Below are 24,470 nucleotides of genomic sequence, written 5' to 3'. Positions count from 1 at the left end.
GGATGAGTCTTACGGTTTGAAGTTTGAATTCCTTGTCGTACTTTTTCGTCATTTCGGACACCTCGATTATGAATGCTTTTATTGTCGCACTCTCGGTTCTCCGTGTCCAATTTAAAGTCTAGCATCATTATCAACAATAATAATAACCATCTCCCTGTTTCAAAATTTCCATTAATAATAGTTATCAATGACAAAAGGTTGTTAGTCGGAAAAAAATTGAGGAAACCCTTTTATGAGGTGTCTTTTTTGAGCGGAAAATCAACATTTAAGATTAATAGAGCCCAAATTAAATTTTTCTTGCACCTTACGTAACGTTATCTTTTATATACTTAAATTACCGGTAAACAGTTAGCGCTAACGAAGGAGTTCCTTATAAGACGACATTGGAAGGTGGGGGACCTTGCCAAACTGACGGGTCTCACTATACGAACTTTGAGGTATTACGATCAAATCGGCTTGTTCACGCCATCCGGTCAGACAGAGTCTGGTCACAGGCTTTACAATGAATACGACCTGTCACGCTTGCAGCCAATTTTTTGTCGTTGAAGGAGCTGGGCTTAACCCTGGAAGAAATCAAGTACGTTCTGAGCGGCGAACAGTTCAGCCCGCTGGAGATCGTCAAATAGCTCGGATCAAGGAACAAATCAAGCTGCAGAAGAAACTCCTTGAACAGCTCCAGAATGTATCCTAGTGATCGGTTGAACAGCCTTCTCAGCGAATAAAAAAAAGACAAGCTCTTCACTTATAGGGAAGAGCTTGTCTTTGTTCATAGGGTCATCGGATCCTGCCATACGTTGAACTTATTTCCGTCGGGATCTTTAAATTTGAACTGCAGTCCACAGCTGCCGTGATCCACCAACGGTTCAACTTCGACTTTATGTTCGCGCATTTTTTTATGAAGCTCTACAATGTTCTCAACTTCGAATGTCAAGGAGAACATTTCATACGCCTTACCTTCCCACTGATGGGTCATAAAGTTCGCTGTTCTTTTTTCATTGCTTTCTAGCAGGAACAACCATTGCCCGTCTCCTAAGATCAGGATTGAGCCTTCATCCGGGTCACATTTTCGAACTTGTAATCCAAAAATCTCCTGATACCACTTTGTAGTAGCCTCCAGATTAGATACTGGCAAGTAGTTGCAGTGAACCTTCTTTAGCACAGGTTTTTGCAGCATTTGTTGCTGCTTTAATGCGTCTCTTTCTTCCACCTGTTTCCACCTTTCACTTGTTTGTAGGTCTTTTCGATATATAGATGATTGAATTTCGCTAAATCCGTCGCAAGCCAACAAGTTTTTTTACTCATTTTCCACTGCAAGAAATTTATTTTTATCAGGATCATAAAATGCAAAAGACTTGCCGTATAGTTCGTTCGTCTGTATGGGTTCAGTGATGACGCCGTTGCTGTACAATTGAGACCGCAGGTCATCCATATGAGATACTGAGTCCAATCACTTAAATAATAGAGTACAACTGCTGTTTTGTTGGTTTCCTCCAAGGCTTGGAGGGCTTCCTTTATGGACTCTTTCATGGCATATTGATCTAGCCATAGTCGGATTTCGTCCCTGGTGCTGTTTTCCGTCATTTCGCTGTATGGGAGTGTTACTTTTCTCTTTTTTATGAAATCTAAACTGGTTCGATATGTAATGGAGTATAACCAACTGCCTAATTGAGATATTTAAGCAAGCTGACAGCACATTCAAGCTCCAGATTCAAAATTGCGAATCTCCTGCACTTTCCAGTACGTTTTGGAGCCTTTGTTGCGGATGGTCGCGTTCCTTGGAATCTTCCTTACGATGGTGGAAAAACCTAATAGATCAACACAGGCTAACAGTCCATTCAACACCGACATTCTAGCGATATAACTGATATGCAAGTCAAATACGATCAAGATGATCATCGGAACAATGGATAATATGACAAATGGCGCTATCATGACAACAAGAAATCTAGTCTTTGAAAGGCCGCCTTCATAATGAACATAGAAAGCCATCCCTTTTGGGTATAATCCGAAAAATACCTTATCTGATCGCAGCGAGTCTGGCAGGAAAAAGGCGTGAATGAATTCATGCAGCGGAACGATGATTATAAATAACGCCAACAATACTAGAAGGGAATCTCCCATTTCAATTTCGTATGCTCTGTAGATTAAGGTCATTACGACAACTGTCATAAGTGCGATCGGCAGCGCCTTTAGTTGATCTTTGAGGATATTGCCGTCGTCCATCCGAGTCCACCCCTCTAATTCGGGAGTGAAATGTTCGTTCTCGTACACTTTGCCGATAATGAATGGCATATTTCGGTCCCTCCATTTTCGCCATCGTACAATTCGTATATCGAGGAGCAGGATTATTCTTGCTTCGCCTCAGCAAGTGATTTTAATACAAGTCTCGGATCATCCTGTTCCATGATGATGTCTGGACTAATTCCATCCGTAGGAATGGGATTGCCGCTCGGTCCTGCCATTTGATTCGTAATGAAGATGTAACCCGAACCGTCGCGAAATTCCCGCAATGCATAGGAGAATGGTTTGCCGTAAGTAGGAGTTCCGATGACCGTGGCATGGTCAAGGTTTTCCTTTAGAGACAGGACAAACAGCTCAGCAACGCTGGCTGTATTTTGATTCACCCAAAGGACGATTTCATCAAAGTGGAGGTCATCCTTGCTTTCCTTTGACTTGAATATAGTTTCGCCCTCTGAGTTCGTCAGTCTATATATGACCTTTCCTTCACTAAGAAAGAGCTCGGATATTTTTCTATAATCATTGAAATGACCGCCGCTGTTATCTCTCAAATCAATCAGGATCCGTTTGTATGGCTTAGCTTCATCCAAAAGATCGCTGAAACGGTCATAGGTTTCCCCGTCCACAAAGCTGCTCAGCTTGATATAGTAACTCTCGTCATCCAAGGGTTCACCCTGGATTTGATGGACGGATTGTTTCCTGCTTTCGCTCATCGTTTCTAATCTGTCCTTCGACATAAAATCATTATACCGCTGGAATTTTTCGTCTTCCTTCTCACTAAGCTTCTCCATCACGAGTGAAATTACAAAATGATCAAAATCTTTCTCCAAGTCGCCGGAATATCCTTTGCCCAGCGTTTCCTCCATCAACGATTGCAGTTGATCTTGATTATAATAATGATCAGTAAGATCGCTACGCAATTGAATTAATTTGTCATTTCGAGTGTCCCAATAATACGAGCCAAGGAATGCTAAGGACACGCCGAGCAATACGGCCAATGTATTTTTTAACCACTTCTTTTTGCGCACAGTAACTATCCCCTTGTTGAATAAGCAGCAGGAAACCGATTTCTCCTGTTCCCTGCCGCCATTTGTTTGATTAGTTAAATTGAATTTTTTCGCCGAGCTCGTTCAATTTCCCGCCTATGTAGCTAAGACCATCGCCGATGTGGGTAGGAATATCGGAGCCTGTCGTTCTTTCTACGACTTCATTTGCAATGATGCCCACAACAAATGCTCCCGCAACGGCCCAGATCCCTCCGCCATTGGTGTCAAGCATTTCGAGCTCATTCAACTCAGAAAATCCGTTTGTTTTCATACCGCTCGTACTCCCTTCAGTCATTCCATTCTAATTTCCAGAAATCCATTCTCCTGCAGCCTTAAGACCGTTTCCTACATGTGTCGCAATATCGGATCCTGTGGTGCGCTCGACAACCTCATCCACAATGATACCTACCACAAATGCTCCCGCAACGGCCCAAATGCCTCCGCCATTGGTGTCAACCATTTCAGCCTCATTCAGTTCCAAAAATTGCGTCATTGTTACCCCTCCATAGGATTCAAATGGCTTACCTTAATTGAACCATCCTGAAACCGTATCCCATGCAGCTTCAGCTCCGTCTACCGCATGATCAAAAATATCTTTGCCGGTTGCATCTTTAACAGCCTCATTCACACCCGCTACTACGACTGTAGTCACAAAGCCTATTCCCACCCCCGCTAAAAAGCCGATGCCGCCGTTAATGTCCTGCATCTCATTTGTCTCAAGCGACTGAAATTGTTCCAGCTGATTCATCGTTTACCCTCCGTTCGGATACGAGAATTTAACCTTATCTACCAGAGATGAAATTTCCTGCGTGCTGAAGTCCTTCTCCGATTTTTTCAATTCCATAACCGATCCCGTTAGAAACGTGCTCTGGAATCGTATCTCCTGTGTACCTCTCGACAACGGTGTCCGCCAGTTCATAAACAAGGTAGCCTACAGCCGCACCCGCAATGACTCCCCAAATGGCTCCGCCAGTGGTTTCGCGGGTTTCGAGTTCGGACAATTCAATAAACTTCATTTCCTCCATGGTTACCCCCCTTTCCGCCATTCGCAAAATTAATATGGGATAGTAAGAAAATATCGTGCAATGTGATTATATAAAGTTTACTAATAAACCTCTATACCCCAAATTAGGTAATTTAAGGTAAAAATTAATTTAAGAAAGCAGAAATTTCTGCAAAAATGCTCCTTTCCCATTCGAACCTGTCTTTTTATAAATTTTTTTAATGTATGTCCGTACGGTCTCTTCTGAAATAAACAAATCGGCTGCGATCTGCGCCGTGGTGTTATTAGCTAGCCACCGTGCAGCAACCTCTGCTTCGCGGGGAGTTAGGCTGTATTGAGTCAGCTTATGTTTTCTTGCATTCATTGTGTCGTCAAAATACTGCAGTCTTTTTTCAATGTCAGAAATGATTCTGTATAAAATCGCGGCAGCTAAAGATGCATCCTCATCTTTATGCATGGAAAAATCTAAGTATCCCACAATTCGGGCGCCATTTGTGATCGGGCCGCAAATGCACATCCAGTCCGAAAAAATATGTAAGGTATGTTCTTCTCCACGAACCACGCTGATATGTCCAGTATGTATGGAAGCAGCCACTGCGTTAATCCCTGCATGCTCGAGTTGAAATGAAGCGCCCTCCAGCATGCCGATGCTGACCAGCTTCTCGAGAATAACCGAGTTTCCATATGTCCGAAGCATCATCCCTGTAGTGTCAGTCAGCATATAAAAATGAGGCTTAAGTATGGTTGGGGCAAATACAGAAATTTCTTGGCTCACAAACCGCAGCAGCGTACGATGTCTTTTGATTGATGTTTCCCATAGAGTTATCGGATGCCGATATGGTACGAGGGGGGATGTTGGGTCAATTGCATTTTTCATGACGGTTTCTCCCCATGCATCCAAATGAGAAGCAGCAATGTCCTCCAGTCCGATCCAGTATTTATTGTATATGTATGGATTCAATGTGAAAACAGACATGATTGGCCTCCTTACAGCATTTGTGGCTCACGTCATCTTCGTGGTCTCAGAAGTAGAGTCATTGGATGCAGCTTGATACAAAGGTGTTAGTTAGATAAGCCTCACCTCACTTCATGCAGCATATTATGGTCTATTGTTTAATAGGGTCCATCCAGAATAGAATAATGCGAAAAATAGAAGCTTTTTAATTTCGGCTTGCCATTATGTAATGTGGAAGTTTTATAAGATTGAATGAGCTAAAAACACATGTTGGGGGTATTCAATTCCCAGAGCGGGCTCAATTTCTAAACAGAATCCGCTTTCTTAGGCAGGAATCTTCGTCTTCGTAAATCTATGTGGGTTGTATGTAGAGGTATGAACGGCCGCAAAAATGCGGCCTTTATGTAAGTATACATAAGGAAATAAAAAAGGTCCATGTACAATCCACCGGTGAACAGAACAAGTTTTGGAATAATAATCCATTCCTTGATCTCATGCAGGTGTCCTGTCGATGTATTAGACAATCATTGGGCTATACACGGTTGTGCTCCATCCACTTTACGGACCAGTCTGCGAAGGGACGCTGCTCTAGGAATCTCACCTCGGCACCCCCAACCTTGTAAATGGGTATGTTCATTTCCAGTTCATACTGCTGGCCCAATTGGATAAAGTCTCGATCGTCAACCGCTTGGGTTTTGTAAGTGATCCATTCCCGCCTGCCATCGGTCATGACGGCACTGCTCTCTTCAACGAACGTTTTCCCAGGGAAACCCGCACGAGTTTCCGCCAAGTGCAAGGAGGTGTTCTTGTCATACCCTACGCCAATTAATAGGATATAACCATGTAATTGATACACTTTATCGAGCGGTGACCCATCACCGAATATATTACATAAATCGTGGTTTTCCGTAATATACTCCGCATGCCTGCCGACGGCCGTGACCGAACGCGCAGGATGATCGGACCTCCTGGCCCCTGGCCACGTACGGAGCATCTCGGCAGCGGCACCCATTCCAATCGAAGGAGTAATGTCTTTGTCATAAGCTGGCCAATGCGCTCTGATGACCGGCCACCATTCTACAGGCTCCTCCCAGTGTACACCTGTGGCAGGATCGAGATTCTTCCATGTTTGTGTGGGCATGACCAAAGTCCCCTCAGCCCCGACAATTTCAAGCAGGGCACGAATGAGTGTCTCGGCTCCTCCGACAACAAATCCCAGCTTGCTTAAAGAAGCATGAACGAATATAACTTGTCCTTCTTGTAAACCGCATGCTCGGAATTGGGTGATCAGGTCTTCCTTCGTTAGTATTGCTCTAGTTTCAAATTGATTCAACTTATCCATCCCCTTGTATGAAATATAGAAAAAACCCCGCTACATATAAGCAGCGGGGTTGTCTCTTGCATAGAGATACAGTGCCCTTTGATTAAAATCGTACAGCATCCGAAGCTCGTTCGCTCACGAATCGGTATACAATATTTTACATCTATTCAAGAAACTCTTCTAGTTATAGTTAAACACTATAACCAGATATAACTTATTGGTAAGACGTTATATCAGGTTCCATCTGCTATATTGAATATATCAAATGATGACAAAGAGGAGAGAAAACCGATGAACACTCAAATCAAACCGAAAAAGCGAACGGTTACCCCATTTCGATATGATATCGTAGGCAGCTTCCTGCGGCCAAGCGTGTTGAAAGAGGCTCGATTAAAATTCAGTAACGGTGAAATTACGGCCAAGCAGTTGAAGGAAGTAGAGGACGCCGAAATCATTAAGCTCGTACAGAAACAAAAGGAGATTGGCCTTCAAGCTGTAACCGATGGCGAATTCCGTCGTTCCTGGTGGCATCTGGATTTTTTTTGGGGCTTCGACGGAGTAGAACGGACAATCATTGATCAAGGCTACCAATTTCAAGGTGCTGAGTCTAGACCTGAAACAGCCCGTTTGACTGGCAAAATAAGCTGCAGCAGCCATCCTTTTGTTCCGCATTATGCATTTTTGAAAGAAGCTGCAGGCGAGGATGTCATAGCACGTCAATCGGTTCCGGCGGCGGCTCAGTTTCTGTTTGAACTGGACCGAGCAGAAAATCAGGAGAGTACGAAGGCCGTATATCCGAATAGGGAAGAGCTAGTTTCGGATATTGCCAAAGCGTATAAAGCAGCGATTCTAGCCTTCTACGAAGCGGGATGCCGCAGCATTCAATTCGACGATTGCACGTGGGGAGCGCTATGCGATGAGCAGTTTATGGCCATCATGGAGCAGGCCGGCGTGAGCGTAGCCGAATATGCGAAAGAATTCGCAAAGCTGAACGAGGCAGTTGTATCCGATTTGCCGGAGGATCTCGTTGTAACGACACATGTGTGCCGCGGCAACTATGTTTCAACTTATGCTGGCGTCGGCGGCGGCTACGAGCCGATTGCGCAAACACTTCTTGGTATCGATAACTACTCCGGCTACTATCTGGAGTTTGATACAGAGCGCGCAGGCGATTTCAAGCCGCTTCGCTTCCTGAAGAATAATCAGCAGGTCGTACTTGGACTGTTCTCTTCCAAATTTGGAGAGCTGGAAAGTAAGGAAGATATTTTGAAGCGGATCGAGGAAGCCACGCAATATGTCGATCTGAACCGGATTTGCCTCAGCCCGCAATGCGGCTTCGCTTCAACAGAAGAAGGAAATCACCTGACAGAGGAACAGCAATGGCGTAAGCTTGCTTTTATTAAAGAAATTGCCGATGAAATCTGGGAATAAAGGGAAATTATTCATTCAAACAAACCTCTCATTGGGTCAATCAAAATTGATAAGGCCTGATGGGAGGTTTCTATATGTATTTCCGCAGCGTTCTCCTATTTGTCACACTTTGCCTTTTCATTAGCAGGAATGGGCCTAACGGCCGTGTAATATATCCTATAAAGAAAAAGCTATCGACATGGATTCATCATCAGTGAAGAATACACAAATTGGGAGGGGGGAAGCATATGCATACGAAAGAAAGTTTAATAGAGCAATTAGAGAGGCTAGGCATTGACCCAGAGGGCACCTTGCTGATCCATTCTTCGATGAAAAGCATGGGGCAGGTAGAGGGCGGAGCAGACACCGTCCTGGATGCATTTACTGAATATATGAAGGACGGGTTGTTGGTGTTTCCAACCCATACCTGGAAATATATTAATGCGGAGAATCCAAAATTTGATGTGGACAAGTCCCCTTCCAACGTGGGGATACTAACCGAGCTTTTCCGAAAGCGGCCTGGTGTGGTCCGATCGCTGCATCCCACCCATTCGGTGGCGGCTTGGGGTAGAGATGCAATCGAGTTCACGACAGGTGACCACCTTTTCGATACGCCATGCGCGAGGGGCTCTGCTTGGGGGAAGCTGCTGGATCGAAAGGCGACCATCTTGCTGGTTGGGGTTGATTTAAGACGCAATACATTCATCCATGGCGTAGAAGAGTGGGCGGACATTCCGGGCAGAATGACAGATGATCACGAAATGCTATATACCGTTTTGCCGGATGGAACGGAGATACCCGTACCTTCACGCAGACATTGCGGATTGTCTTGGTCGCAGCATTTTTGGAAAGTCGACGGGGTCCTGGAAAGAAAGGGGGCAATGTATAAGGGCCAGCTTGGCGATGCGGTTGTAAGGGTTTGCGATGCCGCGGGGGTGGCGAACGTTCTAACCGACATGCTGAAGGACAATCCAGATTTGTTCTCGGATAATGAACCTATTGTAAATTCCTTTACAAGTTGAACGTTCAGTGACCATGAAAAAATCCCAAGTTAATGATTTGGTTCTAGCGAAAACAGTCTATAGATTCGTAACGATTAGTATTATCAGTTCCAAAGCGGACCAACCGCTGCTCGTATGATGACTAAGAACATATTTAGCTTGATCTAAAAAAGCACTCCCATGGAGTGCTTGCGTGCGGGAGTCATGGAAGAAGGGAAAATGTAACAACTTCCGCTTTGCGTTTTCTCGTATATCCTCTTTACAACATATTGAACATTTCTTGGCCTTTCCCGTTGTATAGATGTTGTAGAGTTTTTGTAGAGATTTCATTGCTATAATCACAAAATGTTGAAACATGTCCGATGATGTCAGACTGTCAGCAAACCTTACCGGTTTTCTACCAGTCAAATACTGCAGCTTGTGTGAACCTGACAAAGCAGTTGAAAAGTAAAAATGAAAGGAAAAAGGCCGGTTCACATAAGAGCAGTGAAAAATAAACAAAGCTCAGAAGGGAATGAATTGAATTGCTAAGTAGCAACAAGAGTTTGCAGAAAATTGTAATGATGTTTTTGGTTTTTGCGCTTGTCTTCACGGGCATGGGGTTTAGCTTCGGAACTCCTGTCAGCTATGCTGCATCTTCGGATGTTTATGTAGCTAGCGGTGGCGATGACACCACTGGTGATGGAACCCTGGAGAATCCTTATGCTACATTGAGCAAGGCCTATGCAGAAGTTAATACCGGGGGAACCATATATATCAAGGACGATATCACATTATTGGAGGATGGTAACGGAAGATTCCTTGTTTTTGACAAGGGCAAGAACATTACGATCACTACTGCCCCTGAATCTACAGAACTTGCTGTGATTCAACGTGGAGGGACAGGTGGTAGTGGAGTAGGCACGCTTATTGATATAAAGAGCGGTGGACAGCTTACTCTAAAAAACATTATCTTTGACGGCAAGGGCGAAACGTATCAGTCCAACGGAAGAATAATTAATGTTTCTTCAACTCTAGTCATTGAGGAAGGCACTATTTTACGTAATAATAACTCGATATATGGTGGAACCGCACTTTATCTAAGTGGCAGTGATGCCGTTATAGAAATGTCGGGCGGAGTAATTACAGACAATAAGTTTAGTGGATCTGCGGGTTCTTCGATTAAAAATGCGATCTATATTGCTAGTGGCACATTCAATATGACTGGTGGCAAAGTGATAGACAATAGCGGTGGGGGGGAGTTGATCTCCAGGGAGGTGAGTTCTCTCTTTCCGGCGACGCACGCATCACGGGGAATACGATTGAAGTATCTGGTCAACCAGTAGACCGAAACATTAATCTTTTAGGTACTATGATCCTTACTCTAAGCGGTAATTTTACCGGACAAGCGGGTATTACTGCGAATGGGCGTATGATTGAGGGGGGGAAGTTTGGAGAAGCAGACGCAGTAGGTTTAGCGGGTCTGGACAATCTGATTGCTGACAACGATCCGTCGCTTTATGCGGCTTATGGTGAAGGTGATGCTTTGGTGTGGAAATCCCTGCCTACGGTCGATCTTACAACACCGTCCGAAGATAAAGTATTCATCGGGAAGCCAGAATTTGCTGGTACAGCGACACCTGGAGCAACGGTAACGGTAAAGCTCACACATGGTGAAGAAGAGTTTACTCTTACTGCAATTGCAGACGAGAATGGTGACTGGAGCGTAATGCCGGATGCGGATTTGGCGGATGGTACATATGGTATTGAAGTTACGGCGACCAACCAAGACGGTAAAACATCAACACCTGAATCAAAGAACTTAATAGTAGACACAACACCACCGTCGGTAGAGCTTACACAGCCGTCTGGAGACAAAGTGTTCACCGGGAAGCCGGAGTTCACAGGTACAGCGACACCTGGAGCAACGGTTACGGTACAAATTACAGACGAAATCACGCTGACTGCAACCGCGGATGAGAACGGCAGTTGGAGCGTAGCACCGGATACAGATTTGCAGGATGACACTTACAACATTGTAATCACGGCGACTAAAGACGGTAAAACCTCAACGACAGTAAACAAAAACTTAGAAATAGATACAACGGTCATGGTCGAGCTTGAACAACCATCCGGAAATACCGTGTTCACTGGAAAGCCGGAGTTTTCAGGTACAGCGACACCTGGAGCAACGGTAACGGTGAAAATTACAGACGAAATTACGCTGACTGCAACCGCGGATGAGAACGGCAGCTGGAGCGTAGCACCGGATGCAGATTTGCCGGATGGCAGTTATAATGTTGAAATTACAGCAAGCAAAGACGGTAGAACTTCAACTCCAGTGTCGAAGAACTTAGTGGTAGACACAACTCTACCAACGGTAGAGCTCGATCAACCATCCGGAGATAAAGTATTTACTGGGAAGCCGGAGTTTTCAGGTACAGCGACACCTGGGGCAACGGTAACGGTAAAAATTACAGAGGAAATTACACTCACAGCAACCGCAGACGAGAATGGAAGCTGGAACGTAGCACCGGATGCAGATTTGCCGGATGGCAGTTATAATGTTGAAATTACAGCAAGCAAAGACGGTAAGACGTCAACACCAGTAAGCAAAAACTTTACTGTGGAGAATGTTGACAAAACCGCTCTTAAACAGAAAATAGATGAGATCCAAGGCAAGATCACTGCCGGTGAATGGACCGATTCCGACTACACCATAGAAAGCTGGGCAAACCTAAGCCGAGCGCTTGAAGAAGCGGTAGACGTATTTAACGATCCGAATGCAGCGCAAGAAGCAGTGGATCAGGCACTGGCCACTCTGCAGCAGGCGGAGTTGGATCTTGTGAAACTGAACGGGGAGCTGCAAGAACTGAATCTGGTCGGTCTGACGGATGATGGCGAACAAGCGATTACGCTTAGCCCAGAATTCGATCCGAATCAATACAATCATTATTCCGGAACGGTAACGAGCGATGTGTATGGCATCAGTATCAATCCGTCGGCTCTTTACCCGAACGATACGACTGTGGCAGTAAGCTTGAACGATACAGAAGTTCCAGTTGGCCAATGGGATAACTTACCGCTGAGAGATGGCAAGAACACGATCGTCGTTACGGTTAAGGACAAAAATGGGGAATTACTAAACCAGTATACGATTGAAATCGATCGTCTTGCCGTCATTGCAGACAACAAATTACAATCGTTGGTACCATCCGTAGGAAGCCTTAGTCCGTCTTTTGATCCGAACCGAGATTCCTATACGATGAGTGTAGCGAATAGGGTAAATCAGCTACAATTAACACCAACTGTATTTGACTCAAATGCCAAAATTGAGATTCGAGGGATAGACGGAAGCTGGCAGGAAGTGACCAGCGGTAATACCAGCGACTATCTAGCGTTGAATGTTGGCAGTAACACGATTATCGTGAAAGTGACGGGTCAAGACGGAAATGTTAAAGAATATACTTTGACGGTAACAAGAGCATCCAATTCTGGTGGAGGTATCGTGATACCGTGGACTCCGAGCGAAAGTCCGGAAGATATTGTTTCAACGGTCAATGATTCCAGTGCTTCGTTCGCATCAGGTACCGCGACACAAACGGGAACCACAGTTACCGTAGATCCAGACAAGCTTTCTAGTATTCTAGCAGGTGCTAACGAACAGAAACTAGCGATTCACTCGCCAAACGAGGGGAATTTACAAGTCGACGGTCTGATGGCAGATGCCCTAAAACAAATGGCTGACACAGGCACGAATCTGAACATTAGTAACCCGCTGGCGATTTATCCGATACCTAGCGGCAAAATGGATTTGGGTGGAGTGTCCAAGCAGTTGGATGACGCTGCGCTTAACGATATTGCAGTACATGTCGCAATTGCGAGATCTTCGGATGCTTTGATCGAAAGTGCGAAGAGTAATGCGATCGAACAAGGCTACGAACTGTTGGTGACTCCGGTCGATCTGGATCTGACTTTTACGAAAGATGGAAAAACGGTAAAATCGGAACAGCTGAACGGTTATGCGCCGAAATATATCGCGCTTCCGGAAGGCATCGATCCGAACCGGATCACGACAGGCGTTATCGTTAATCCTGACGGCAGCGTATACCATGTGCCGACGGTTGTGACGAAGCTCGATTCTCGTTACTATGCACTCATTAATGATCTGCGCAGCAGCGGCACGTACTCGGTTATTTGGAATCCGCAGGATTTCGATGATGTGAGAAGCCACTGGGGCAGAGAAGATATCAACAATATTGCGGCTAGACTTGATCTTCAAGGAAACGGTGATAATACGTTTTCGCCGAATCGCATTGTTACACGTTCTGAATTTGCCGAAATCGTCGTATTGGGTCTGGACTTGATGAACCAGGATGCACCGCAGACGAATTTCTCCGATGTGCCGACTTCTGCATGGTACAAAGATTCGGTAGCGATAGCGGATGAATTTACCATCGTTGAGGGGTATAGTGACGGTCATTTCAGAGGAGATCAGCAAATCACGAGAGAGCAAGGTTTCGCGATGATCGCCCGTGCGTACCGCCTGGTTCAATCCGAGGGAGCACCTGATCAGGAGCAGATCGCTTTGGCACTGGATCAATATTCGGATGGGGCAGATGTATCGAATTGGGCGAAAGCAGATGTTGCGCAATTGATCCATGCGGGGATTATTCAAGGTAATGGACCTGAGGTTCTAAGTCCGAAAGCGCAAATGACGCGTGCTGAAGTAGCGGCACTCATTGCAAGGATGCTGAAAGTGACCGACCTCATTGATAAATAATCTAGTAACTCAAACAACCATTGATGACATGGTGGGACGTCTTCAATGGTTGTTTTTTATTAGGCAGCATTTGCATAGTCGGAGATATGATTGCCGAGCAGAGCAGATTTCGTATTGTTTTTGCATGAAAAAGAAGGAATATAAAGAATTCGACGGTTATCGACAACATTATTCGACATAATTCCTTATTTTTCGTTGATTTTCAGCTATATCCGGATTTATAATATGAATTATGAACATGGAATGAAAAAATGAAATCATCGTTAATGATTTTTTACATACATAAGCAAGTTTTCACTTTCAAAATCATTTCATTCTAGGAGCGAGAAACGACATGCAGAAAACGAAGTTCAAAATCTTTAAGAAAGATATCTCTCTCAAAGTAAAGCTTCCGCTTTACATTTCGTTATTGATGGTATTCATCCTTTCTGGAACGAGCGTATTTTTATATCAATCGAATTCTGATTTATTGCTTAAAGAAAGCAAACAGACATTGACTTCAAACGGCAATTTGATTGGTGAGACGTTAATGGGCTCGATTATATCGATGAAGCAATTAATATCAGTTACTTCCAACCACGATGAGTTTAAATCGTTGCTTGAGCTAAGGGCTTCGGAGGCAATGAGCGATGATCAGTTTTTTTCAAATCATCATGAATTAGTAGATAAGAGCAATCGAATTTTAAAGGCGAATCTGGATAAGACAATGGGGATAACAGCATTTCAGATTATCGATGCAAAAGGGATGATTGTAGCCTCCTCTTCTCCCGACGACATTAAAGGAGACCGAGCTGACCGCGAGTATTTCCAGGAAACGATGAAAGGAAAGCCGTTTATTAGCGATGCGCTGGTTTCAAAAAGCACAGGAAAAATCGTTATGCCGATGACAGAACCAATTGCTGATCATAATGGACAGATCATCGGTATGTTTAGTGCGACTGTAGATGCTTCTTTCTTCGTCAATCAGCTTGAACGAGTACAAACAGATGGAAATATAACCATACTGAGCCGCTCGGGAGTTGTTCTTTATGATTCGGAAAATACGGAGAGTGTAGGAGAACAAATCGCGGAAGAGGGTATTCAATTATTTCTTCAAGAAAGAGCGATAGGTGAACCGATTCAAGGTGAAGTAGATCTTGAAGATAGTTATGTGAGCTTCACCAAAATTCCTGATGCAGATATTACGGTAAGTGTGTTGGAGCCTTATGATTCCATTTACCAGCCTGTACAAGACATGGTAAAAAGTTTGCTGATCATTACTTTCGCTGCGATTGTTCTGGCGATTGCAGCGGGGATCGGAATTTCTAGAACCATTACAAGTCCGATACGGAAACTAAATGACCTATTCGGTACCTTGGCTCAAGGGGACTTAACGGTCGTAGCCGATGGTAAGTATAAGAGTGAATTTAAACAACTAGCAGATCGTTTCAATGTGATGGCGGAGAACAACAAAGCTTTAATCACTAGAATGAATCAATCGATTAACGTATTGAATGCGAGCACGAATGAGTTAGATAAAACGGCAAAACAAACCGCGGTATCTGTTACAGAAACGACAACAACAAGTACCGAAATTGCCAGAGCGATGGAGACACAGTCCAAAGATACGGATCAGATCGTAGATAAATTTTATGGTTTTGGTGAACAGTTTGTAACCTTGAGAGAGAGAACGGACAAAATCAAGGAGCAAGCTGAAAGTATTATAGAGGTCTTCCATCAAAGTCATTCCGTGATCGAAAACCTGATCCAAGTGAAAAACAAGAATGAAGCAGAGGTTCAGAAGATCGCTGAAATTACGGGCAAGTTGAAGCAAAGCTCAGATGATATCGGAACCATTACAGGGGCGATCGCGGATATTGCGAATCAAACGAATTTACTTGCATTAAACGCTTCGATTGAGGCCGCAAGAGCGGGAGAACATGGAAGAGGCTTTGCGGTAGTCGCATCTGAGATTCGTAAGCTCGCTGAACAAAGCACGAAGCAATCCCAGGATATTAAAGATATCATTATGCAGAATCTATCTTTTGTGACGGAGAATAATCAGAGTGTAGCTGAAATCCAACAAATCTCAACCCTTCAAGATCAGTATGTAGAAAACACAAAAGAATCGTTCCAAACGATTTTCTCGAATGTTTCACAAATCGCTCAACAAATTGGCGAAATGGCGGAACGTGTGATGGAAATGGAGCAAGATAAGGATGATGTCATGGGCTCGGCACAAAGCCTGTCTGCAACAGGGGAAGAGGTATCTGCTTCGGTTGAGGAAGTGACCGCAACGATGGAAGAACAATCGGCGATGGTTCAACAGCTTGCGGGAATGGTTCAAACGATCGATGCTCTGACCGAAGAATTGGCCCAGGCCGCATCGAAGTTTAAGCTCTAAATTCATAACGGATATCGATGAAGAAAGCCAAAGGAAACTGTGAAATATGCGTAAACCGGGGGTCCTAGCTGAAGCAGATCGCTTTGGCACTGGCTCAATATTCGGATGGGGCAGACGTATCGAATTGGGCCAAAATGCTGCGAAATTGATCTATACGGGAATTATTCAAGGCAACGGACCTGAGGTTCTAAGTCAGAAAGCGCAAATGACGCGTGCTGAAGTCGCGGCACTCATTGCAAGAATGCTGAAAGTGACCGACCTCATTGATAAATAATCTAGCTACTCAAACAACCATTGATGACATGGGAAGTCGTCAATGGTTGTTTTTTTAGGCTGGATTGCAGATGTTAGGAGTGGAGGGGGAAGTTCACCTCCAGAACAACAAGAGAGGTGTTCTTTTGTTACCACAAATTACAGCAAGAATTGGAAAGTCAACTTCGACCGGCTTTTGTTACATTATGCTCATCGGCAAATATAAACGAAGGGAGCAAAGGGAGAGAATAATGAAACTTATGCGAAATTAAATCTCGGAATCGATAGGAAGCTTTTTGATTGGTGCATAGATGTGATAGGCAGATTCCAGATTGTGAATATCATCAAAAGCTTGAATGAGCTCGATATGTGAATCTTCCGTTTCCTGCTTGGAGATCTTTAAGAATCTTGCATAATCCGTTTTGAGAACATCTCCAATCTCTAGAAGATCACCGAAATACTTGAATTTGGCACAAAAGAGTTGGGGGACATCTACAGTGAAAAAATAAGGTTCATCGATCTGGATGTCGCGTGGAATACCGAACAGCGCCTTAAAGCGGGTTGAACCCGGCTGACAATTGGAATAAATCATATAGCATGAACCATGTATCGTTTCATCCATTTGATTTAATAGCATCTGAGCATGGGAGCGAATCTTCGTCTTGTAATCATCCGATGCTAGATCTACTTCAAAGGCTATACCGCTTACTCGGATGGATTCCAGTTTCGTTAGGGTGAACTCGGTGACAATATCACCATTAAGATTTTTCACAGGTCTCTTAACCACGGAAGGGATGGGGCTTTGAGGAATCGTCATTTGTCCCTGCCTTAAGGAGCTTGGGGAGATGCGGTATTTACGCTTGAATGCGCGGGTAAAAGAGGATTGCGTCCCAAAATTAAGCTGATATGCAATATCGGTTAGTGCTAAGCTGCTGTCTTGAATGAACCCCAATGATGCATTTAATCTTCTGGATAATATGTATTGGTTTAATGAACAGCCCATCATGGCAGAAAAAAGTCTATGAAAATAGTATTTGGACATATGGAAGGTATCCGCAACAGAATCCACCGATATGGGATGCTGTAAATTGTCCTCGATATGGATCAATGCATGCTCTATGATTTCATAATGGTCCATAATAAGTCCCTCTCACCATAGTTTATAAAGCTGATTCAGGATTAGTATAACATATGTAAATTGAAAAAATGATATATCACGGAGGTTAAGCTTATGACGCGAGATCGAATGAATGGAATGATCATAGGATTATTTTATATTACAGCGGCGGTCACTTCGATCATAGCCGTCGTTCTTTATGAACCTGTTTTGTCAGAAGAGTGGTATCTGGCCGCGGCTGATGGGGCGAAAACAAAAGTACTGATCGGTGTAGTGCATGATCTTTTGCTCATTGTGTCAGCCATTGGAACGGCGGTGATGCTGTTTCCTTATCTAAGACGCTGGAATGAGCACGCTGCTTTAGGGTACCTTTGCTTTCGTTTTATGGAGGCCGTTTTTATTATAGGCTTTAGCCTGTTGAGTGCGTGCAACGCGCGAAACAAAAAACCACCCGCTATGCGGGTGGAGGGATCGAGGGTTTTACCACCAAGGCCATTCCGATAAAATTGAGATGTTCAGGCTCAATGAAAGGAATGGTCTTAGATGGCAAACAAGAATTACAGCCTAGCCCACACGAAATGGATGTGCAAGTACCACATCGTGTTCACCCCGAAGTATAGAAGGAAAGAGATCTATAATCAAGTGAGAAGAGATTTGATCGAGATATTCAAACGTCTATGTAAGTACAAGGGGGTGGAGATTCTAGAAGGTCATATGATGCCAGATCATGTACATATGCTGGTGGCGATTCCACCAAAGATATCGGTGTCATCGTTCATGGGATATCTGAAGGGTAAAAGTTCGCTAATGATCTTTGAAAAGCATGCACAACTCAAATACAAATATGGGAATCGGAAATTTTGGGCAGAAGGCTATTACGTAAGTACAGTAGGTCTAAATGAAGCAACAGTAGCAAAGTATATTCGTGAACAAGAAGCACACGACCAGGCAATAGATAAGTTGAGTGTAAAAGAATACGAGGATCCGTTTATCAGCAATAGGAGCAAAAAGAAATAAACCCGTTTAACGGGTAAGTGAAGGTGACAAATTACACTGAGCCTGAACAACTTTGTTGTCAGGCTGGCGTCTTTAGGCGCAGTTTGGCAACAGAGGGTTATACCCGAAGAGCAAACCACCCGTTGGACGGGTGGTTATGATTGCCATTGGGGCAGTCGGCATATTAGGCTTATTGCATCTAAGTATAGAGTATCAAGCAGGAAGTTTGGCAGGTGAAGAAGCACTGAACACTGCAGGTTTCCTGCTGCAAGCTTTTCATCGGTGGACATTTATGTTGGGACCGAACTTCATGTTAGGCTTAAACACATTCCTTTATAGTTATTTGCTGTTTAGAACGGGTATCGTGCCAAGAGGATTAGCACTTTTTGGGATGATCACGGCTGTACTGGTAATCATAGCCGGTTTATTAGACATGTTTGAGATCGTAGAACCGATGTCAACAGCTAAAGGAATCATTGCGCTTCCGGTGGCAGTCTATGAAATGAGTTTGGCCGTCTGGCTCATAGTAAAAGGATTTTCTAAACAGAATCTTGAACGACTAAGAAGAAGTTAATCTTGTGATCGGCACTCCGTGAGAGTGTCTTTATTTTGTCCGGCTTTACAAAACTTTCAATCCATTTTTACATGGAATAGAAGCTTCATAGAATCCCATTAGCTATAATTTGGAAGAAAGATAAAAGGTTGGGAGGATATGATTCGATGAAGCAGATGAAAAGGAAGTGGATGGCACTCTTCTTAGGCATCACGCTAGTATTCTCTAATTTCCTCATGCTTGCTCCATACCAAGTATCGGCTGCCGGCGATGCCATGACGGTCGCTGAGGCCATCGCAAACAATAGCGGCAGCGGTACGGTCGAAGGGTACATTGTGGGTTACGGAAGCGGAGGAGGATCATCCCCATTTATGGTAACGAAGTCCGCTTCCGGGAATACGAATATGGTCATTGCCGACGCGGCGGATGAACAAGACACAAGTAAAATGCTTCCGATTCAGCTGACAAGTAGTTATCGCGCAGATTTCGGTCTTCAAACGAACCCTGACAACATCGGAAAAAAGGTTAGGATTACAGGAAGTCTGGAGCCCTACTTCGCCATACCAGGACTAAAAAGCCCGACAGCGATTGAATTTGTCCAAGATGTCACGGATCCCCATGTCATCTCTATCGCAGAGGCACGGGCGCTGAATGATGGCGAACCTGTGGTGATTAATGGGGTCGTGACGACCCCGTCCGGCGCATTCGGCAGTAAAAGCGTATATGTTCAAGATGATACAGCGGGCATCTTGTTATATCAAAACAGCGTAGATCTTGAGCCTGGCGACAAGGTGAAGGTGACCGGTACAAAAACGACATATGGCAATGAAGTAGAGATCGTTGATCCAATTGTTGAGATCGTAGGTATAGATAACGTTCCGGCTCCGATCGGCCTTACTCCAGCAGCCGTAACGGGTGAAGTCTATGGTCAGTTAGTGAAGCTCTCTAAGGTGACGGTTAGCGATATTACGGTTATTGGCACATACGGATCCTATTCTTTCTATGCGAACGGCGAAGATGGCCGAATTCTCATTTACGTAGACAATCGGACAGGCCTGACTAAAGACAAAGTCGCTGAGGGACTTGTCGTGAATGTAACAGGTGTGGTCGTGCCTTATGGCGACAGCTTGGAGATCAAGCCGACAAAAGTAGATGACATCAGTCCGGCCCTTGCTGAAGGCTCCGGCAAAAAAGTATTGTTCGACAATACACACGGTCAAACAGCAGGTGCGGCAGACTGGATCATCGACGGCGCATTTTCTGACTTTGCGGATGGATTAAGAGCGGGAGGCTTTATTGTGGATCAGCTTGAGCGCGAGTTTCCGTTTGATTTCAGCGAACAAGCGATTACGCTCGAGAAGCTTCAAGAATATGACGTATTCATTATAGGCGAAGCGAATATTCCGTTTAAAGTTTCTGAACAAGATGCGATGCTGCAGTATGTGCAGGGCGGAGGAAGCATCTTCTTTATCGGCGACCACTATAATGCAGACCGCAACTACAACCGTTGGGATTCCACGGAGGTGTTCAACGGGTATCGCCGCGGTGCATACGGAGATCCGACGAAAGGGATGTCGGCAGAAGAAGCGAACTCCGGTGCGATGCAGAATGTGACGAGCACGGATTGGTTAGGCACGCATTTTGGCATTCGCTTCCGGTTCAATGCGCTGGGGGATATTGAGAGCGGGCAAACCGTCGTTCCTCCAAGCGAATCCTTTGGAATTACAGAAGGCGTAGGGGTCGTAGAATCACACGCTGGGGGTACGCTGGCGATCCTCGATCCAACGATCGCCAAAGGGCTGGTGTACATGCCGGAGAACCCGCCTGCATGGGGACCCGCTGTGGATCAAGGGGTGTATAACGGTGGAGGTATGGATGAAGGACCGTTTGCTGCTATTTCGAAAGTAGGCTTAGGTAAAGCGGCGTTTATCGGCGATTCCTCACCGGTTGAAGACGCAACGCCGAAATACCTGCGGGAAGACAGCGGTTCAAATAAAACGACATATGATGGGTTTCTAGAAGAGGGAGACAACAGCGAGTTCCTGCTAAATGTAGTGAAATGGTTGGCTGTTCAGGAGGACTATACCAGTTTTGAAGGTCGGGTCCCATTAAGCCCTGTAACGCCTCTGTTGGGGTTTGAGCATCCTGCCGATTCGACCGAGCCGGAACCAGAGCCGTGGTCGACGCCAAGCGGCGGCTACAAGTGGTATGATCCGGCCACCTTTGCGCCAGGGTCTTATGGTTCGGGTGAGGACGCTCCGGGGAACGTAGTTATTCCAGGTGTGATTTCCATTGCGGATGCGAGACAGCATTCGGTGAATACAACGGTTACGGTAGAAGGGACCATCACTTCCAGACCGGGAGCTTGGGGCGGAAAGGCATTCTATTTACAGGATGATACGGGCGGTATTTATATTTACCAAACTTCAGAGGGATATCAGTTGGGGCAGCGTGTACAGGTGACAGGGGATGTGACGCTGTACAATACGGAATTGGAATTGGCGAACGTTTCGGAGATCAGCGTCATAGGAACGGGAACACTGCCAGAACCAAAGGTCGTGACGACGGTGGATGCCAGCAACCAAGGTCAAATTGTGAAATTGGAAGATGTGACGATTTCGAATATCGTGAAGGCAGACAATTATGGAACGGTTGAGTTACGTGCGTTGAAAGGCGATGTCAGCACGCTCGTCCGCATCGATAACCGTACAGGGGTTGACTATAATGCCTTTACTGCTGAGTATGCTGAAGGAGATGTGCTGGATTTAACCGGTGTATCCAGTATCTATAACGGCACGTTTCAGTTGAAGCCTCGCTTCGCAGAGGATATCGCCTTGTCCGATACAGGTTCAGAAGAGGATTGGGTTGCAGTAGAGCTGATCGGCCTCAATGATCTGCACGGCAAAATCGATCAGCACTATGAGCTGGATATCGATGGGGATGGGTCTATTGACGGTACGTACGGCGGAGCAGAGTATATGGCAGCATATATTCGAGAGAGACAAAATGCGAACCCCGATGTCCTATTCGTAGGTGTAGGTGACTTGATTGGAGGAAGCTCACCGGTATCCGCGCTGTTTCAAGACGAACCGACGGTTGAAATTTTGAACGTTTTGGATATGGCCGTAAATACCGTGGGCAACCATGAATTCGACGAAGGCACCACGGAGCTGCTGCGAATGGCATACGGCGGTGATTATCCAGGTGCTGAGGTTACACGCGATTATGCAGGGATGAATAACGCTCAGTTAGCGGCCAATGTGGTTTGGAGATCAGGTGATCGTGCGGGAGAAACCATTTTTCCGGCATACGAGATTGAGGAAGTGGAAGGACAGAAGATTGGATTCATTGGTGTTGTAACGGAAGGTGCTGCGGGCATGGTGATGCCCGCAGGCATTCAAGATATTGCGTTTACGGACCCGGCCCAAGCTATTAACGATGCGGTGGAAGAGCTGCAGGCACAGGGCGTACATGCAATGATCGTATTGGCTCACAGCGCAGCAGAGCAGGACGAGCTGGGTAACATTACCGGGGAATCCGCAGATTATGTAAATCAAATCGATGCGGATGTGGATGTCATTTTTGCAGCGCATAATCATCAAGTTGTGAACGGATTTGCAGGCGATACTTTGATTGTACAAGCCTCCGAATATGGCAAGGCGCTCAGCAATGTGCATGTCATGATTGATCCCACTACTGGGGATATCGTAGAGAAGAGCGCCGACATCATTTGGGTAGATAACGGACAGATCCAGCCTGATCCACAAGTTAGCGAAATATTAGCCCAATACGAAGAGCAAGTAGCGCCGCTGCTAAACGAAGTCGTTGGCGTGGCAGCACATGAGATGGAAGGCGGCTATGGCGTTAAAGGCGAAATCGGCGACAATGCACTAGGCAATCTCATCGCAGACAGCATGGCTTGGGCGATGGACAGCGATTTTGCGCTGATGAATGGCGGAGGGATCCGCGATCGTCTGAATGCCGGTGAGATTACATATGGAGAGCTGTTCAACATTTTGCCGTTTAATAATGTATTAATGAAACTGGAGATGACCGGAAGTGAGTTGAAAGAAATCGTAGGCGCCCAATTAGACGGCTATTATGGACCGGATTTCAGCATCAGTGGATTCAAATATACATGGGATGGCTCGACAGTCGCTGTGGTGGATATGACACTTCCAGACGGCAGTCCGATTGATCCTGACGCAACGTATACGGTGGCAGTGAACAATTATATGGCAACGTCTACCGGAGATAAATACAAAGCGATCGGGCAGCTGGGCAGTAATCCAGTGATGGGCACTGAGGATCTTGAGGCGCTAGTCAACTTTGTGAAAAGCTTTGATGAGCCGATTCGCTATACAGCAGAAGGCCGGATCTCTGAAGTGGAGGGAAGCGGTTCGGAATTTGGACAAGTCATGGACATTACGGATGCGAAGTTTCTTGCTGACGATACCGAGGTTACAGTAGAAGGCGTAGTGACAAGCACTCCGGGCGGTTTTGGAGCAAATCACAGCTTTTACTTGGAGGATGCAACCGGTGCGATCCAAGTGTATACGTATGATGAGCCTGGAGTGAGCATCGGGGATCATGTCAAGCTGAAGTCGGTGAAAAATACGTATCAAGGTGCGCCGCAGCTTCATGGCATTGCGGCATTAGAAGTGCAAGGTCAGGTAAATCCTGTGCCGCAGCTCGTGAGCGAGTTGGATGGTACTTTGGAATATGAGCTGGTGACACTGCAAAGTGTTTCTGTGGCGAATATTTCTGGCGCAGACAATTACGGCAACTTTAGCTTTCAGGCGGTAAAAGGTGATGGTTCGACGATGATTTACGTCGACAGCCGTACAGGCATCAGCCATGAGGAATTTGCTTCGACCTACGCGGAAGGAGATACCCTGCACATTACAGGCATCGTCCTTCCTTACAGCGGCAGCTACGAACTGAAGCCAAGAAGGATGGAAGATTTCGTACTGGCTGACGAAGAACCGGCTGCTGATTTCAAGATGGGAACGCCAACCTTTACGAACTTTGCCGGAGAACCCGTGACGGCACTCACACCGAACGGCTTTATTAAGGCTAGTGTCGCGATGACGAACCGAACAGGTGAGGACAAGCAGGCTTCTCTGATCGTTGCTCTTTATGATGGGAATGGCAGCGTAAGGAACATTTCTTATGTAGAGAAGCGAATTGGAGCAGGCGGGACGGAAACGCTGATTGCGGGATTCAGTCTGTCAAAGCATGTCGATGGTTATGTGATGAAAGTCTTTGTATGGGACAGCTTCAGCGGTATGCGGCCGTTGTCCGAAGTAGTGGTGTTCCCGGAATCATTGCTGCGATGACGGAACACGTTCGGCAGGAATGGGGGAAGCCACCATTTCTGCCGATTTTGCGATAAGTACAATCAGGTGTTGGATATCATGAGCGATTTTGAAC

20 protein-coding genes and 1 pseudogene are annotated in these 24,470 nt (G+C 45.4%); 11 read left to right on the top strand and 10 right to left on the bottom strand.

What is annotated here, in order from left to right:
* Positions 1-372 precede the first annotated feature (372 nt).
* Positions 373-688, top strand: a pseudogene (locus ACFPXP_RS21225) (MerR family transcriptional regulator); the annotation flags it as partial.
* A 78-nt stretch (positions 689-766) separates the two neighbouring features.
* On the opposite strand, the gene ACFPXP_RS21220 reads toward ACFPXP_RS21225, so the two are convergent.
* From ACFPXP_RS21220 to ACFPXP_RS21180, 9 genes are all read right to left on the bottom strand, one after another.
* Positions 767-1,207, bottom strand: a complete 441-nt coding sequence (locus ACFPXP_RS21220) for a VOC family protein (protein ID WP_379896459.1) — start codon at positions 1,205-1,207, stop codon at positions 767-769.
* 488 nt (positions 1,208-1,695) lie between these two features.
* Entirely contained in the window at positions 1,696-2,292 is a 597-nt protein-coding gene (locus tag ACFPXP_RS21215) for a DUF3267 domain-containing protein (RefSeq protein WP_379896458.1), read from the bottom strand.
* Positions 2,293-2,345: 53 nt separating this feature from the next.
* The gene (locus ACFPXP_RS21210) at positions 2,346-3,266 is read right to left on the bottom strand and encodes a S41 family peptidase (RefSeq protein ID WP_379896457.1); all 921 of its coding nucleotides are present in this window, start codon (positions 3,264-3,266) and stop codon (positions 2,346-2,348) included.
* Positions 3,267-3,336: 70 nt separating this feature from the next.
* On the bottom strand, positions 3,337-3,555 hold the full coding sequence (locus ACFPXP_RS21205) for a hypothetical protein (RefSeq protein WP_379896455.1): 219 nt from the start codon (positions 3,553-3,555) through the stop codon (positions 3,337-3,339).
* Between the two features lie 30 nt (positions 3,556-3,585).
* Positions 3,586-3,777 carry a hypothetical protein gene (locus ACFPXP_RS21200; protein WP_379896454.1) on the bottom strand — a complete coding sequence of 64 codons (192 nt, stop codon included), beginning with the start codon at positions 3,775-3,777 and terminating at the stop codon, positions 3,586-3,588.
* Between the two features lie 33 nt (positions 3,778-3,810).
* Positions 3,811-4,032 carry a hypothetical protein gene (locus ACFPXP_RS21195; RefSeq protein ID WP_379896453.1) on the bottom strand — a complete coding sequence of 74 codons (222 nt, stop codon included), beginning with the start codon at positions 4,030-4,032 and terminating at the stop codon, positions 3,811-3,813.
* 34 nt (positions 4,033-4,066) lie between these two features.
* Positions 4,067-4,309 (bottom strand): hypothetical protein, encoded by a 243-nt coding sequence (locus tag ACFPXP_RS21190; RefSeq protein ID WP_379896452.1) that lies wholly within the window; start codon positions 4,307-4,309, stop codon positions 4,067-4,069.
* Positions 4,310-4,438: 129 nt separating this feature from the next.
* Positions 4,439-5,263, bottom strand: coding sequence for a LuxR C-terminal-related transcriptional regulator (locus tag ACFPXP_RS21185; RefSeq protein ID WP_379896451.1), 825 nt, complete (start codon positions 5,261-5,263; stop codon positions 4,439-4,441).
* A 511-nt stretch (positions 5,264-5,774) separates the two neighbouring features.
* The gene (locus ACFPXP_RS21180; protein WP_379896450.1) at positions 5,775-6,575 is read right to left on the bottom strand and encodes an aminoglycoside N(3)-acetyltransferase; all 801 of its coding nucleotides are present in this window, start codon (positions 6,573-6,575) and stop codon (positions 5,775-5,777) included.
* Positions 6,576-6,854: 279 nt separating this feature from the next.
* Between ACFPXP_RS21180 and ACFPXP_RS21175 the strand changes: the two genes are divergently transcribed.
* From ACFPXP_RS21175 to ACFPXP_RS21150, 6 genes are all read left to right on the top strand, one after another.
* Positions 6,855-7,994, top strand: a complete 1,140-nt coding sequence (locus tag ACFPXP_RS21175; protein ID WP_379896449.1) for a 5-methyltetrahydropteroyltriglutamate--homocysteine S-methyltransferase — start codon at positions 6,855-6,857, stop codon at positions 7,992-7,994.
* A 227-nt stretch (positions 7,995-8,221) separates the two neighbouring features.
* On the top strand, positions 8,222-8,995 hold the full coding sequence (locus tag ACFPXP_RS21170; protein WP_379896448.1) for an AAC(3) family N-acetyltransferase: 774 nt from the start codon (positions 8,222-8,224) through the stop codon (positions 8,993-8,995).
* 524 nt (positions 8,996-9,519) lie between these two features.
* Complete coding sequence (locus ACFPXP_RS21165) at positions 9,520-10,299, top strand: hypothetical protein (RefSeq protein ID WP_379896447.1); 780 nt, start codon at positions 9,520-9,522, stop codon at positions 10,297-10,299.
* Between the two features lie 26 nt (positions 10,300-10,325).
* A complete protein-coding gene (locus ACFPXP_RS21160; RefSeq protein ID WP_379896446.1) occupies positions 10,326-13,736 on the top strand; it encodes an Ig-like domain-containing protein in 3,411 nt (1,136 codons plus the stop codon).
* Between the two features lie 334 nt (positions 13,737-14,070).
* A complete protein-coding gene (locus tag ACFPXP_RS21155; protein WP_379896445.1) occupies positions 14,071-16,119 on the top strand; it encodes a methyl-accepting chemotaxis protein in 2,049 nt (682 codons plus the stop codon).
* Between the two features lie 46 nt (positions 16,120-16,165).
* The gene (locus tag ACFPXP_RS21150; protein WP_379896444.1) at positions 16,166-16,393 is read left to right on the top strand and encodes a hypothetical protein; all 228 of its coding nucleotides are present in this window, start codon (positions 16,166-16,168) and stop codon (positions 16,391-16,393) included.
* Positions 16,394-16,639: 246 nt separating this feature from the next.
* On the opposite strand, the gene ACFPXP_RS21145 is transcribed toward ACFPXP_RS21150, so the two are convergent.
* Positions 16,640-17,509: a helix-turn-helix transcriptional regulator gene (locus tag ACFPXP_RS21145; protein ID WP_379896443.1), complete on the bottom strand. Its 870-nt coding sequence runs from the start codon at positions 17,507-17,509 to the stop codon at positions 16,640-16,642.
* 93 nt (positions 17,510-17,602) lie between these two features.
* On the opposite strand from ACFPXP_RS21145, the gene ACFPXP_RS21140 reads away from it, so the two are divergent.
* The 4 genes from ACFPXP_RS21140 (at position 17,603) to ACFPXP_RS21125 (ending at position 24,376) form a co-directional block, all read left to right on the top strand.
* Positions 17,603-17,992: a DUF4386 domain-containing protein gene (locus tag ACFPXP_RS21140; RefSeq protein ID WP_379896442.1), complete on the top strand. Its 390-nt coding sequence runs from the start codon at positions 17,603-17,605 to the stop codon at positions 17,990-17,992.
* A 39-nt stretch (positions 17,993-18,031) separates the two neighbouring features.
* Positions 18,032-18,505, top strand: coding sequence for an IS200/IS605 family transposase (gene tnpA / locus ACFPXP_RS21135; protein ID WP_379896441.1), 474 nt, complete (start codon positions 18,032-18,034; stop codon positions 18,503-18,505).
* A 136-nt stretch (positions 18,506-18,641) separates the two neighbouring features.
* The gene (locus tag ACFPXP_RS21130) at positions 18,642-19,058 is read left to right on the top strand and encodes a DUF4386 domain-containing protein (protein WP_379896440.1); all 417 of its coding nucleotides are present in this window, start codon (positions 18,642-18,644) and stop codon (positions 19,056-19,058) included.
* Positions 19,059-19,204: 146 nt separating this feature from the next.
* A complete protein-coding gene (locus ACFPXP_RS21125) occupies positions 19,205-24,376 on the top strand; it encodes a 5'-nucleotidase C-terminal domain-containing protein (RefSeq protein ID WP_379896439.1) in 5,172 nt (1,723 codons plus the stop codon).
* The last annotated feature ends 94 nt before the right edge of the window (positions 24,377-24,470 follow it).

It is taken from the genome of Marinicrinis lubricantis, assembly GCF_042658665.1.
Lineage (GTDB): Bacteria > Bacillota > Bacilli > Paenibacillales > KCTC-33676 > Marinicrinis > Marinicrinis lubricantis.
The sequence above is the reverse complement of the archived record's forward strand: the minus strand, read 5'-3'. Positions and strand labels throughout refer to the sequence as shown.